Source organism: Pseudomonas quercus (assembly GCF_012033695.1).
Classification (GTDB): domain Bacteria; phylum Pseudomonadota; class Gammaproteobacteria; order Pseudomonadales; family Pseudomonadaceae; genus Aquipseudomonas; species Aquipseudomonas quercus.
Genome location: NZ_JAAVJI010000005.1, coordinates 288897 through 301196, shown reverse-complemented (window position 1 = coordinate 301196; position 12300 = coordinate 288897). Strand labels below are relative to the sequence as shown.

14 protein-coding genes are annotated in these 12300 nt (G+C 57.0%); 8 read left to right on the top strand and 6 right to left on the bottom strand.

Annotated elements, in window-relative coordinates:
- Positions 1-114: 114 nt before the first annotated feature.
- Positions 115-342 (top strand): hypothetical protein, encoded by a 228-nt coding sequence (locus tag HBH25_RS11855; protein WP_168084107.1) that lies wholly within the window; start codon positions 115-117, stop codon positions 340-342.
- Positions 343-399: 57 nt separating this feature from the next.
- Here the strand turns inward: HBH25_RS11855 and mscL are convergent, their stop codons facing one another.
- Positions 400-846 carry a large-conductance mechanosensitive channel protein MscL gene (mscL, locus tag HBH25_RS11850; RefSeq protein WP_168084106.1) on the bottom strand — a complete coding sequence of 149 codons (447 nt, stop codon included), beginning with the start codon at positions 844-846 and terminating at the stop codon, positions 400-402.
- A 189-nt stretch (positions 847-1035) separates the two neighbouring features.
- On the opposite strand from mscL, the gene radA reads away from it, so the two are divergent.
- The 3 genes from radA (at position 1036) to HBH25_RS11835 (ending at position 4191) form a co-directional block, all read left to right on the top strand.
- Complete coding sequence (gene radA, locus HBH25_RS11845; protein WP_168084105.1) at positions 1036-2403, top strand: DNA repair protein RadA; 1368 nt, start codon at positions 1036-1038, stop codon at positions 2401-2403.
- A gap of 66 nt (positions 2404-2469) precedes the next feature.
- On the top strand, positions 2470-3159 hold the full coding sequence (locus HBH25_RS11840; protein WP_168084104.1) for an HAD-IA family hydrolase: 690 nt from the start codon (positions 2470-2472) through the stop codon (positions 3157-3159).
- 204 nt (positions 3160-3363) lie between these two features.
- Complete coding sequence (locus HBH25_RS11835; RefSeq protein ID WP_168084103.1) at positions 3364-4191, top strand: RHS repeat-associated core domain-containing protein; 828 nt, start codon at positions 3364-3366, stop codon at positions 4189-4191.
- A 6-nt stretch (positions 4192-4197) separates the two neighbouring features.
- Here HBH25_RS11835 and HBH25_RS11830 read toward each other — a convergent pair whose 3' ends face one another.
- The gene (locus tag HBH25_RS11830; RefSeq protein WP_168084102.1) at positions 4198-4566 is read right to left on the bottom strand and encodes a PilZ domain-containing protein; all 369 of its coding nucleotides are present in this window, start codon (positions 4564-4566) and stop codon (positions 4198-4200) included.
- 222 nt (positions 4567-4788) lie between these two features.
- On the opposite strand from HBH25_RS11830, the gene HBH25_RS11825 reads away from it, so the two are divergent.
- The 3 genes from HBH25_RS11825 to yjiA all read left to right on the top strand — a co-directional run bounded on the left by HBH25_RS11825 (position 4789) and on the right by yjiA (position 8099).
- Complete coding sequence (locus HBH25_RS11825; RefSeq protein ID WP_168084101.1) at positions 4789-6855, top strand: carbon starvation CstA family protein; 2067 nt, start codon at positions 4789-4791, stop codon at positions 6853-6855.
- 11 nt (positions 6856-6866) lie between these two features.
- Positions 6867-7067, top strand: coding sequence for a YbdD/YjiX family protein (locus tag HBH25_RS11820; RefSeq protein WP_168084100.1), 201 nt, complete (start codon positions 6867-6869; stop codon positions 7065-7067).
- 69 nt (positions 7068-7136) lie between these two features.
- Positions 7137-8099, top strand: a complete 963-nt coding sequence (yjiA, locus tag HBH25_RS11815) for a GTPase (RefSeq protein WP_168084099.1) — start codon at positions 7137-7139, stop codon at positions 8097-8099.
- A gap of 15 nt (positions 8100-8114) precedes the next feature.
- On the opposite strand, the gene HBH25_RS11810 is transcribed toward yjiA, so the two are convergent.
- From HBH25_RS11810 to glyA, 4 genes are all read right to left on the bottom strand, one after another.
- On the bottom strand, positions 8115-8678 hold the full coding sequence (locus HBH25_RS11810; protein WP_168084098.1) for a hypothetical protein: 564 nt from the start codon (positions 8676-8678) through the stop codon (positions 8115-8117).
- Positions 8679-8765: 87 nt separating this feature from the next.
- Positions 8766-9236 (bottom strand): hypothetical protein, encoded by a 471-nt coding sequence (locus HBH25_RS11805; protein ID WP_168084097.1) that lies wholly within the window; start codon positions 9234-9236, stop codon positions 8766-8768.
- 87 nt (positions 9237-9323) lie between these two features.
- The gene (locus HBH25_RS11800; protein ID WP_168084096.1) at positions 9324-9920 is read right to left on the bottom strand and encodes a hypothetical protein; all 597 of its coding nucleotides are present in this window, start codon (positions 9918-9920) and stop codon (positions 9324-9326) included.
- Positions 9921-10067: 147 nt separating this feature from the next.
- Positions 10068-11321 carry a serine hydroxymethyltransferase gene (gene glyA, locus HBH25_RS11795; protein ID WP_168084095.1) on the bottom strand — a complete coding sequence of 418 codons (1254 nt, stop codon included), beginning with the start codon at positions 11319-11321 and terminating at the stop codon, positions 10068-10070.
- Positions 11322-11511: 190 nt separating this feature from the next.
- Between glyA and HBH25_RS11790 the strand changes: the two genes are divergently transcribed.
- Complete coding sequence (locus HBH25_RS11790; protein ID WP_168084094.1) at positions 11512-12294, top strand: RHS repeat-associated core domain-containing protein; 783 nt, start codon at positions 11512-11514, stop codon at positions 12292-12294.
- Positions 12295-12300: the final 6 nt, after the last annotated feature.

The following is a 12300-nucleotide window of genomic DNA, read 5'->3' as shown; positions in this document are numbered from 1 at the left end:
CAGTCGGGCTTTTGGCCCTGGCAGTATCTCCTTATAGGCCCGTACGGGAGGCTGCTGTAGCGTCTAGGTGAGGCAAGTATGAGGCTTGCCCCTTACGCTCAAGGAGAGATGAACATGAACGCACTACTGGCCGCAGCACTGATGTTGTTCATAGGGGTGGCGCATGCCACGGATTCACCAGCAGAGGACGAAACGCCCGAAGGTTATCAGGCTGGTGAAATGCAGGAGCCCGTACTCAGCCGAAAGAAAAGAAGTGTGGCACCGGTGGCTGGTATGGCATGCAGTGAAGGGCACAAGTTAGTAGGAGAGGACTGCGTTAAAGCAAATGTAGCGTTTGAATAACTTTCAATCTCAATACTTCAAGCCGGCGCTGGCTTGAAGTATTGAGGTGTCAGGGCTTTAACCTATCGGCGGATTGAGCGGCGTTACTGGCGCCGCTTTCGCATTCTGCTCCTTGAGCAGGTCACGTATCTCGCCTAGGAGCACTTCTTCCTTGCTGGGCACCGGCGGTAAGCTTGGGGCTTTGGCCTCTTCACGCTTGAGGCGGTTGATCGCTTTCACGCCCATGAAGATGGCGAACGCCACGATCACAAAGTCCACCACCGTTTGGATGAATTTGCCATAGGCCAGCACAACGGCAGGGGTAGCGCCATCGGCGGGGCGCAGGGTGATAGCAAGGTCTGTGAAGTTGATGCCGCCGATTAGCAAGCCGAGCGGCGGCATGATGATGTCGCCTACGAACGACGACACGATCTTGCCGAACGCGGCACCGATGATGATACCTACGGCCAGGTCGACCACATTGCCTTTGACGGCGAAGGCTTTGAACTCTTTAAGCAAGCTCATGCATGAATCCTTTTTTGCAGGTTAGAGAATTCTGAAGCTGGTGTTACACGAACTGCTGTCAAATCAGTGTGTTGCCGCTTCAGCCACTGTTTTACCAGACCGGCATCAAACCGATTAGTTTTGTTGCAACCCGCTCGGCGTGGTCCCGCTCAAGCGTATGATAGGTGCCTTTTCCAGTGGAGTATCTCGATGGCCAAGGCCAAACGCATGTATGGCTGCACCGAGTGCGGTGCGACCTTCCCAAAGTGGGCAGGGCAATGTGCCGAGTGCGGTGCCTGGAATACCCTGGTGGAAACCATGATCGAAAACACCCCGGCGGCCTCTGGCACTGGCCGTGCCGGGTGGGCGGGTGAGCAGGCGTCGCTTAAAACCCTCGCTGAAGTGAGCATTGTAGAAATTCCACGGTTTTCCACTGCTTCCGCTGAGCTTGATCGCGTGCTGGGCGGCGGCCTCGTGGATGGCTCGGTGGTGTTGATTGGTGGGGACCCTGGCATTGGCAAGTCCACCATCCTGTTGCAAACCCTGTGCAACATGGCCGAGCGCATGCCGGCGCTGTATGTCACGGGGGAGGAGTCCCAGCAGCAGGTGGCCATGCGGGCGCGCCGGTTGGGCCTGCCCCAGGACAAGCTCAAGGTAATGACCGAAACCTCCATCGAAAGCATCATTGCCACGGCGCGGGTGGAGAAGCCCAAAGTGATGGTGATTGATTCTATTCAGACCATCTTTACCGAGCAGCTGCAATCCGCGCCGGGCGGCGTGGCGCAGGTGAGGGAAAGCACCGCGCTGCTGGTACGCTTTGCCAAGCAAAGCGGCACGGCTGTCTTCCTGGTGGGGCATGTGACCAAAGAGGGCTCCTTGGCGGGCCCTCGGGTGTTGGAACACATGGTGGACACCGTGTTGTACTTCGAAGGGGAATCCGACGGGCGGCTGCGTTTGTTGCGAGCGGTGAAAAACCGTTTTGGCGCAGTGAACGAGCTGGGCGTTTTCGGCATGACCGACCGCGGCCTCAAGGAGGTATCTAACCCTTCGGCGATCTTCCTTAGCCGGGCGCAGGAAGAAATCGCTGGCAGCGTGGTCATGGCGACCTGGGAAGGTACGCGCCCTATGCTGGTAGAGGTGCAGGCGCTGGTCGATGACAGCCACCTGGCCAACCCTCGCCGGGTCACGTTGGGCCTGGATCAGAACCGCCTGGCCATGTTGCTGGCGGTGTTGCATCGCCATGGAGGTATTCCTACCCATGACCAGGACGTGTTCTTGAACGTGGTAGGGGGTGTGAAAGTACTGGAAACGGCATCGGACCTTGCGCTGATGGCGGCGGTAATGTCCAGCCTGCGCAACCGGCCTCTGCCGCACGGCCTGCTGGTGTTTGGTGAAGTAGGGCTGTCGGGTGAGGTGCGGCCTGTGCCCAGCGGCCAGGAACGCTTGAAGGAAGCGGCCAAGCATGGTTTCAAGCGCGCTATCGTACCCAAGGGCAATGCCCCTAAGGAGGCGCCTGCAGGGCTTGAGGTGGTTGCCGTAACGCGTCTGGAGCAGGCGTTGGACGCGCTGTTTGAATAGCGCGCTGTCTTGACCGGAGCCATGGGGCAGGGTAAACCCGTATTTTAAGCCTGCGAAGGAAGCCCCATGGTGAACGCCCCACGCCCCACCCCGCAGATCAAGGCCGTGATTTTCGACATGGATGGCCTGCTACTGGACACTGAAGGTATCTATACCGAGGTTACGCAGGCCATTGCCCAGCGGTACGGGAAAACCTTCGACTGGAGCCACAAGCAGCACATCATTGGCCGTGGCGCCCGAGACCTGGCGCACTACGTGGTCACCGCATTGGAGCTACCCATCAGCGTGGACGAGTTTCTGGACATCCGGGCACCCCTGATGACCGCTCGCTTTCCCGAGGCCCTGGGAATGGTAGGGGCTGAAGCCCTGGTGCGGCACTTGAAGGCCAATGGGGTGCCTATCGCCGTCGGCACCAGCTCATCCAGCACCTATTTCAAGCTCAAGACACAGCAGCACGAGGAGTGGTTTTCACTGTTCGACACCATTGTGACGGCCGATGACCCCGAAGTGGGCGCTGCCAAGCCGGCGCCAGATATTTTCCTCGTGGCCGCCCACCGGTTAGGCGTAGCGCCGGCTGATTGCCTGGTGTTCGAGGACTCACCCTTCGGCGTGACTGCTGCCAAGGCTGCCGGCATGTATGCCCTGGCCGTGCCGGATTCGGCTATGGACCCAGAGAAGTACACCCATGCCAACGGCCGGCTCGGCAGCTTGCTGGAGTTTGAGCCGCAGGCGTGGGGGTTGCCAGGCTTTATTTAAAGAACCTATTAGTAAGCTAGTTTCTTATCCTAAGAAAACGTGGTTTTCTGTACCTGGAAGCATAGGTTTTGGGCACGGAAAACCATGGTCATGGTTTCTGCCTTTTCTTGGTTTCAATAGAGTTTTTCTGCTTTGGGCTGTGCAATATTTAAACTGATATTTTAACTATAGTGCTTGCGGGTGCTCTGTTATAAAGAGGTCGCAATGAGAATTATTGCTGCAGACCAGAGGGGGACCGTGCTTTACGGATTTAGCGGGACTCCTGAAAAATATTGTCCTTACGGCTATAACAATGCTTCTGGGTTTCTTGGCTTTAATGGGCAATGCAAAGAGCGCTATATAGTAGGTTATCTATTGGGAAATGGTCAGCGTTTTTATAGCCCCTCGCAGATGAGGTTCACTAGCCCAGACTCCTTGAGCCCTTTCTCCGAGGGGGGAATCAACAGCTACGTCTATGCCGGAAATGACCCCTTGAATTCAATTGATCCAACGGGTCACGTAAAAGTGATTGCAGATTTGTTAAAAGTTGCCCGAAAAGCTGCAGGGCCAACCGACTCTCTTTTAAAAAAGGTCGCGAATAAGGCAATCGGTAGAAAGCTTATGGAAAAGCCTTTGTATAGTAGAATACTTATGCATAACGCTATGGGAAGGGATGCGCGCGCCCTTGAAAAGGCGCTACAGGCACCATTGTTAAGCAATATTGAAGGCTTCGCCAAAGGCTTCCAGGGAAGCCGTGCGCCAGAACTGTTCTGGTCTCATGTCAGGCAGCGTAATCGTCCAATATCATCTGCAATAGGAGAAGCTTTTCGAGAATTTAGTGCAGGGCGACTGCCTTACTTAAAGCCAGGTACTGATAGCGCGTCTATAGGCCTATTCAAGCTTTATACTTTAGAACTTCTGGAAAAAACTAATCCACTCGTGGCAAATATACCCCTCCCAGCGCTAACACGGGAGCAAGAATACGCCCATATGTTGCTGGAGCGGAAAGCAAGGGGCTCCCAGGCTTTGGTAATCCCCTTGTTCAAGCGCTAGTGCTTATTAACCAACCAACGCACTCAATTCCCGCTCCAGTTCCGCCTCGTCGCCCAGGTTCAGCTCCACCAGGCGGCGCAGGTGGCTGATGGAGTCCAGGTCGATATGGGTGCATTGAAAGCCCAGCTGGCCGTTGTTGTCATGGCGCAGCTCGGCTTCCATGGCAATGGGGGCGTCCTCGCCCAAGGTAATGGCAACGGCAAAAGGAAGGGCAGGGTCTGCCGCCCAGTCGGCCGGGCGAGATACCAGCAGGCCTTTCAGGGACAGGTCCAACAGGGTGACCTCCCACTGCTGGTTGCCCTGGGTGAGCGTAGTGAGTGCATCAAAGGCGATGCGCTTGAAGCGACGACGGTCTTCTGTAGTGGTCTGGGACATGGTACTTCCTCGATAAGGCCCCCGCCGCGCGGGATGATGTCTATGCTGCCGTGGCTGTGAGTGCTCGGCAATGCCTATGTGCCTTTTTTGCGACAACCTTGCCAAACCCTTAGTCAGATACACAGGGATTGCGCGTCCCACCTCGTAAGGGGGTGTGCTGTGTGGCAAGTGTAGCTAGACTTGAGCCGGATTTATCCGTTCCCATTTGCTGGAATACAAAACATGAAAAACAATAATAGCCTAGCCCGCCATCTTCCCTGGCTTGCGCTGGCAGTGATCGGGGCATGGGCGCTCGGCGTTGTGGCCCTGCGTCGGGGTGAAAGTGTCAACGCGCTATGGATCGTGGTGGCATCCGTTGCCATCTACCTCGTCGCGTATCGCTATTACAGCCTGTTCATTGCCGAGAAGGTGATGCAGCTGGACCCTCGGCGGGCCACGCCTGCCGTACTGAATAATGACGGGCTGGATTACGTCCCCACCAACAAACATATTCTGTTCGGGCACCACTTTGCAGCCATCGCGGGTGCAGGCCCGTTGGTGGGCCCCGTGCTGGCCGCGCAGATGGGCTACCTGCCAGGCACGCTGTGGCTGATTGCTGGCGTAGTGCTGGCAGGCGCTGTTCAGGATTTCATGGTGTTGTTCCTGTCCACGCGCCGTAACGGCCGCTCTCTGGGCGACATGGTGCGTGAGGAAATGGGCCGTATTCCCGGTACCATCGCGCTGTTCGGCTGCTTCCTGATCATGATCATCATTTTGGCGGTGCTGGCCCTGATCGTGGTCAAGGCACTGGCCGAAAGCCCCTGGGGCGTGTTCACGGTTATGGCGACCATTCCAATCGCCATGTTCATGGGGCTATACATGCGTTTCATACGCCCCGGTCGCATTGGTGAAATCTCATTGATCGGCGTAGCGCTGCTGCTGGCATCGATCTGGGCGGGAGGGCAGGTGGCGGCGGACCCGGCCTGGGCAAAAGCCTTCACGTTTACCGGTGTACAGATCACCTGGATGCTGATCGGCTATGGCTTTGTTGCAGCAGTGATGCCGGTATGGTTGATTCTTGCGCCCCGTGACTACCTGTCCACCTTCCTAAAGATCGGCACCATCATCGCCTTGGCTATCGGCATTCTGGTCACCATGCCCGAGCTTCGTATGCCTGCGCTTACTCAGTTCACCGACGGCACAGGCCCCGTATGGAAGGGCACCTTATTTCCGTTCCTGTTCATTACCATTGCCTGTGGCGCAGTATCAGGGTTCCACTCGCTCATTGCGTCCGGAACCACGCCCAAACTGCTGGATAACGAAGTCAACGCCCGTTACATCGGTTATGGCGCCATGTTGATGGAGTCTTTCGTAGCGGTCATGGCCATGGTAGCGGCCTCTGTGATCGAACCTGGCGTGTATTTCGCCATGAACAGCCCGGCAGCGGTCGTCGGTGGCGATGTCACGGCGGTTGCTGCCGCCGTGAGCCATTGGGGCTTTGCAATTACCCCGGATGCCCTTCAAGCGGTGGCCCACGATATCGGCGAGAACACCATTCTGGCCCGTGCGGGCGGGGCGCCTACCCTAGCGGTGGGCATTGCGCAAATTCTTCATGGGTTGATGCCAGGCCAGAACGCAATGGCCTTCTGGTACCACTTTGCGATCCTGTTTGAAGCGTTGTTTATTCTTACGGCTGTGGATGCAGGCACCCGGGCAGGGCGGTTCATGCTGCAGGACCTGCTGGGCAGTTTTGTTCCCTCCCTCAAGCGCACTGAATCGTGGGGCGCCAACCTGATCGGCACAGGGGGGTGTGTCGCGCTGTGGGGCTACCTGTTGTATCAAGGTGTCATTGATCCGTTGGGTGGTATCAATACCCTATGGCCGCTGTTCGGCATCTCCAACCAGATGCTGGCCGGTATCGCGCTCATGCTGGGCACCGTAGTGCTCATCAAGATGAAACGCCAGCAATACATCTGGGTCACGCTGCTGCCTGCAGCGTGGTTGCTGATCTGCACCACAACGGCAGGCTTTATCAAGCTGTTCGATGCCAACCCGGCAGTCGGCTTCCTGGCGTTGGCTAAGAAATACAGCGACGCGCTGGCGGCGGGCCAGGTGATCGCACCGGCTAAAGACATCAACCAGATGCAGCATGTGATCTTTAACGCCTATACCAACGCCACCTTGACAGTGCTGTTCCTGTTCGTAGTGCTAGCCGTGCTGGTGTTTGCGGTCAAGGTGGGTTATGCGGCCTTGGGCAGGCGCGACCGTACAGACAAAGAGGCGCCTTTCCAGGCGCTCCCGGACGCTTGAGGAACTGATCGATGTTCAACGACCTGAGCCGGTTGGGTAAGTACCTGGGGCAAGCAGCGCGCTTGATGGTAGGCATGCCTGACTATGACAACTACGTGGAGCACATGCGCAAGACCCATCCGGAGCAGCCCGTAATGGATTACGAAGCCTTCTTTCGCGAGCGGCAAGAGGCACGCTACGGTGGTGGCAAGGGTTCGCCCCGCTGTTGCTAAAGTCGTTCCTCGACAGGGGGCGGTAAACCTGCCCTCTGCCTACTTACTGCATCACTTGGGGAGGCCCTCGTGCCCACGCCTATTGCTGTGACAGTGCTGAGCGGTTTTCTCGGTGCTGGCAAAACAACGTTGCTTCGCTATTTGCTACAGGCAGAGCATGGCTTGAAGCTCGCCGTCATCGAAAACGAATTCAGCGACACCAGTATCGATACGCAACTGTTGGGCAGCGAACCTGTACAGGTCGTAACCCTGGCCAACGGGTGCGTCTGCTGCAGCATCCATACGGATTTGACCAATGCCCTGTTTCTGCTGCTTGAGCGCCTCGATGCCGGCGAGATTGCCTTTGATCGGCTGGTGATCGAGTGCACGGGCCTGGCAGACCCCGCACCTGTGGCACAAACCTTCTTTATTGAAGAAGCGCTGCGTGATCGGTACGTGCTGGACGGTATCGTGACCCTGGTGGACGCCGCGCATGCTGCTGAACATCTCAAGCAGACGATCGCCCAGGCTCAGGTTGGTTTTGCGGACCGCTTGCTGGTCAGCAAAACCGACCTGGTCACGCCTGAAGCGTTCGAGGCATTGAGCCAGAGGCTGGCTCGCATCAACCACCGTGCTCCTGTCCGTGTGGTGGATCACGGTGAAATCGACCTGTCCGAGTTGCTGGACATTCGCGGTTTCAACCTTAATGCCGAGCTTGGGGTAGGGCTTGGGGCGCGACCTATGCTGATTGGCGCGGGCACTGACCGGATTCGTAGCCTGGTGCTGCGTACGTCAACACCTCTAGACATCGACCGACTAAGCGCTTTCATGAACCAACTGCTGGAAGACCATGGCCGCCAGCTGTTGCGCTACAAGGGCGTGCTCAATATTGAAGGCGAGCCGCGCAAGCTGGTATTCCAGGGGGTGCTCAAGCTGTATGGCTTTGACTGGGATACCGAGTGGTCAGCAAACGAGGCTCGCGAAAGCACCCTAGTGTTCATTGCCGATGACCTGCCTGAAGACGCTATTCGAACGGCCTTCGAGCAGCTTTAGGATAGTTGGCAGCGATCAGGTTTCATCAGGTGTGCTGACCCAAGGCACCTGCCGCTCCAGTATCCGCAGGCGCCAGGGTTGCGTCGGCGAGTTAGTGGTAGCCAGGTAGTGATAGCGGTTGTTGGCACGCCGTGCGAGTGCAATGGGTGCACCCTTGCAGGCCAAGGTTAGCGTATGGGTATCGCCCTCCAGCTCTTGTAGGCTGAGGGGCGCACCTGTTAGCGAATACAAGCCAAACGGGGTGGGGTCGTACCGGTGAGTGGGCTGAAGGCCCAGATAACCGCTCTTGTCCAAGTAGACCCCTTTTCCGAAATGCCTGCCTGGTTCACGAGCATATAACCGATAACCGCCTGGCTTATGGCGGAAGTAAAACACCATGGCTGCCCCCGTCACCCCCGGATGGCAACCCAGCATGGCAGAGTCATTTCGCACTGTGCTGGCAAGGCTGCTACCAGGCGGAAGGGCTGTACCGATTCTATGTACCCAAACTGGCTTGCCCTCCAGTGCATCGAGGGTGTGAACAGGGTAGTGATCGCGCCACAGTGTGGCCAGGAATGACTGTTGTCGATGGGTTGGCATAGTGCACCTCCTTTGAGTTGAAGGATGCGCAGCGGCGGCCTTGGCCCTGCCATAGCCAGGCCGTAGCACGCCACTGCTGGCTTGAGGTCAATGGGCGGTAAGTAGTGCCAGGCTTATCAGCAAGGGGTCAGGTGCGCCGGGGCCGATAAGCAGCGGGCTGTCTCTGCGCCCAGGATAGGCCGCGATGGTAGGTCCTTCAGCAAGGCACAGGCTGATCTCCAGATACTCTGGCGGCACTTCGCTAGCGGGTAGCGGCTCGCCATCCGGGCCGTGCAAGGCAAATGGGGTGGGCGTAGTGTTACCAAGGCAAAGGTAGCCGTCGTCCACATAAGCCACTTGGTCTTTGAGCGGCCCACAAGCAACGTGAAGATAGTAAAACCCGTCTGCCGGTGTGAACGTCAGGGTCAGCGGCTCATTGAGGTAGGTAGTAGGGTCAACGGCTAGGTAGTGATTGGCACCACCGGTTTCGCTGGCCTTTCCAAGTATCTCCAGCGTATGCAATGCGCCCTGTCCGGCATGAATCTCAGCGGTGAACAGTAAGGGGTAGGGGTAGGCCATGCCTGCATCCTCCAGTAGGAAGCGGGGTAGCCAGCCAGTCAAGCCTGGCCAGTGAGCCCCTGCATTGTTATCCGTCTGTTTTTAGGTTCAGGCGTTGAGCCAATCGACTTCACGCTCGACGATATTCACTGTGAACGTGGTTAGCAGGGTGGAAGGGTGTTGAGCCAGGTAGCCGGCACCCGGCGCAATGCCTTGCAGCGAAACCGCTGTACGTGAATCAGCTGATTCGAGCGTTATCTCCATGGCCTCTGTGAGGTTCGGCAAGGTGACCGCTGCGCCGGTGGCAGCATCGCCAAGGCGCCAAAGTGGCGGATCGACTCGGCCTATGTTGGCACTGATCAACACCCCTTGTGGCGAGCTGAACAGGCCGTCGCCAAAGTGTCGACCGCTTCGTACATAAAGCCGGTAGGCACCGTTGGAATGGCGGAAATACAGCAGAACAGGGGTGACGCCTGGGATCACGTCGAACGTAACAAGCCCCAGATCGCGCTCATGATCTAGTGCGCCTGGCGTGTCATCGACTGTGCCCAATGCAGAGGCGGCGTCGAAAAGCTTGGGTCGAGATGAACCAGATGTAAACGGACCTGCGATCACAGGCCCGCGTGTCCATTCTCCCAAGACGATGACCGGTTCGTTCCCGCAGGACAGCGTAGCGGTAAATGAAAGTGATTTGTCTGACGGCATGGTGACCTCCTGGTCAATGTGAAAGCCCAGCCTAGGCTTGCATGCACACCCTACTATTGCTGCCACTGCACGTCGCAGACGGAACCCGTTCCGCGTACCGGGCACAAAAAAACCGGCACTGGGCCGGTTTTTTGCTGGCTGAATGTATCAGTTGCCGTATACCGGCAACTTGGCGCAAATGGCCTTGACCTTCTCGCGCACAGCGTCGATCACGGCTTCGTTGCCCAGGTCGGCCAGGATGTCGCAGATCCAGCCTGCCAGCTCGCGGCATTCGGTTTCCTTGAAACCACGGGTGGTCACCGCTGGCGTACCAAAGCGCAGGCCTGAGGTCACGAACGGGGAGCGTGGGTCGTTAGGTACCGAGTTCTTGTTCACGGTAATGAACGCACGGCCAAGGGCTGCGTCTGCATCCTTGCCAGAGATGTCCTGCTTGATCAGCGACAACAGGAACAAGTGGTTTTGCGTACCGCCGGAGACCACATCGAAGCCACGCTCGATAAACACTTCGGCCATGGCCTGGGCATTCTTGACCACCTGCTGTTGGTAGGCTTTGAATTCAGGTTGCAGCGCTTCTTTGAAGCAGACGGCCTTGGCGGCGATCACGTGCTCCAATGGCCCGCCTTGAGCGCCCGGGAATACGGCAGAGTTGAGCTTCTTCTCGATGTCTGGGTTGCTGCGCGCCAGGATCAGGCCGCCACGTGGCCCGCGCAGGGTTTTGTGAGTGGTGGTGGTTACCACGTCTGCAAAGGGAACCGGGTTAGGGTACACACCGGCAGCAACCAGGCCTGCCACGTGGGCCATGTCCACGAACAGGTAGGCCCCAACCTTGTCAGCGATTTCGCGGAAGCGCGGGAAATCCAGCAACTGGGAATACGCAGAGAAACCCGCCACGATCATCTTGGGCTTGTGCTCGACCGCCAGGCGTTCCACCTCGTCGTAGTCGATCAGCCCATTGGCATCGATGCCATACTGCACGGCGTTGTACAGCTTGCCGGAGGCCGACACGGAAGCGCCATGGGTCAGGTGACCGCCGTGTGCCAGGCTCATGCCCAGAATAGTGTCGCCGGCCTGCAGCAGCGCCAGGTAAACCGCTGAGTTGGCCTGGGAGCCAGCATGGGGCTGAACGTTGGCGTAGTCGGCACCAAACAGCTCCTTGGCGCGGTCGATAGCCAGCTGCTCTACCACGTCCACGTACTCGCAACCGCCATAGTAGCGCTTGCCTGGGTAGCCCTCAGCGTACTTGTTGGTCAATACCGAACCCTGGGCTTCCATCACCGCAGGGCTGGTGTAGTTCTCGGAGGCGATCAGCTCGATGTGCTCTTCCTGACGCAGGGCTTCTTGCTCCATGGCGGCAAAGAGATCGGCGTCGAACGTGGCAAGGGTCAAATCACGGCTGAACATGGCGGTCCTCGTGGATCGGCAGAGAGAGAGCGCACATTCTACAAGATTGCAGCCTGACAAGCATATGAGCGCTCGTCATGCGCAAGCTGCACGGACCGGTGGCAGGCGCAGCCTATCTTTTTGCCAGTTGCATACAAGCGTTAAATGATTCTCTACTACAGCGCCAGTAGGATTTTGTAGAGAGATCAATATGTCGCCTAGCATACGGCCAGCGCTTAACCTAAAGTCTTCTGCCCTAATAAGTACAGACAGGCTGAATACTGTTCTGGTACATCGTAAGGAAAGAAGCTCTTATACGCCTTTTGGTCACGCATCAGGCATTGCTGCGCAATCTGGTTTTACAGGGGCTCCTCATGAACCCTCAGCCCTTGGTTATTTATTAGGCAACGGCTATCGGCTTTACGCTCCTGGAATACTACGTTTTGGCAGCCCAGATGCGCTCAGCCCTTTCGGGTTAGGGGGAATAAATTGCTATGGTTATTGTAGTGCTGAACCTATAAATCACCACGATAGAAGTGGTCATTTAAAACAATTTTTTAAATCTATTCTATCTTTTACTTTAGAAGCCAAGGACGTTGCCAAACACTCCCTCGTACCAGGCATAGCAATCGTTGATGCGACCAAGGTTGCGCGGCGGATCAAACTCGATAAATTGCTTCGTGAGCCGCAAGGAAGTTATTTTTCAAGGGCCGTTAAGATGGTGAACAGGAATCAGATGTCCAACGGGGCTGGGGATCTGCCTTTTGAGAAATTTCAGCAGTATGCTACGTTAACTATGGCCACAAACCAAAGCGCCACAGGTATAACCTATGCGTTCGCGAGTTCGAGTTTAGGCTGGTTTCGAGGAGGGTCGCCCAGGCCTGCTGAAAATATGGTAGGAGGAGCCTTCAACCTCGCGGGTGCATTGATTTCGGGCGTTATTGAGCAAGCCAGCTACAAGAAGGGCGGGATCTTAAGGGCGCCAGGCTTGTAATCCCAT